The sequence below is a fragment of the Winogradskyella wichelsiae genome (genome assembly GCF_013403925.1).
Lineage (GTDB): Bacteria > Bacteroidota > Bacteroidia > Flavobacteriales > Flavobacteriaceae > Winogradskyella > Winogradskyella wichelsiae.
In genome coordinates this window covers 1-856 of the sequence record NZ_JABFDJ010000041.1, presented here as the reverse complement: position 1 = coordinate 856, position 856 = coordinate 1, and the positions used below count along the sequence as shown (strand labels likewise).

Annotated in this window: 1 protein-coding gene; it reads right to left on the bottom strand. The window is 30.0% G+C overall.

All coding sequences use genetic code 11. From position 1 onward, the window contains the following. Positions 1-89: 89 nt before the first annotated feature. Complete coding sequence (locus HM985_RS17100; RefSeq protein ID WP_179377414.1) at positions 90-797, bottom strand: hypothetical protein; 708 nt, start codon at positions 795-797, stop codon at positions 90-92. Between the last annotated feature and the right edge of the window lie 59 nt (positions 798-856).

The following is an 856-nucleotide window of genomic DNA, read 5'->3' as shown; positions in this document are numbered from 1 at the left end:
TTTACGAACCCGTGAATATTCCGCAGGAATATTCGCAAGTAGGCAAGAACCAAGCAATTAATTATACACGGTGTTGGCAAATCGTTTTTTTAATATTCATAATTCAATTCTAAGACTTCATTCTCTGGTATAAATAAATCAATTTCGTCAACAATTGACAGTATACCATTTTTTCTTTTTTTGACTTCAATTGAGGTTATTTCATTTTGAGCAACTTCCATCTCAAAAAGTTGATTAGGTTGGCTATTAGCACTAAAAGAAAATCCGCCTCCTGGATAAGTTCCAACAACGTTAAAGAAGTCATTTTGCTCGATAGGAAAATAGTTTGTTAAATTAATTTTCAAAATTGCTTTAGTTGGAATATAAACTGATTTGTTAATAATCGTATCTCTCGTATTGATTGAATAAATCACATCGTAAGTGTCTAATCCGTTCAAGGCATTATTAGGTATTATGTAGTCATTTGTGTTTTCAACATTGGAAAAGTCTGAATGTAATCTAAAATAACCATTAGCGCTTTCACCAAGTTCATTATCTTCTATAAAAAATTCCATTCGATAATAACCAGTATCATTTGTCGTGGTCTGTCTAATGTTTCTAACTGAAACTCCAAATGTTCCAGTTGAAGCTCTATAATCTAATTCAATTTTCACATTTTTTATAGGGATATTATTCGTTGTAGTGAAAGTTCCTTCGATAACAGTGCAATCAGAGTTGCAAATATTATTAATATCATCATCAATTTTTTCGCAACCGTAAAAGTTGAATAATAAAAGAAGTAAAAATAGTATTCTCATAAACTTTATTTAATAGATGCTAAATTTGTTATATGGTTGCGTTAAATGTTTGCCAACGT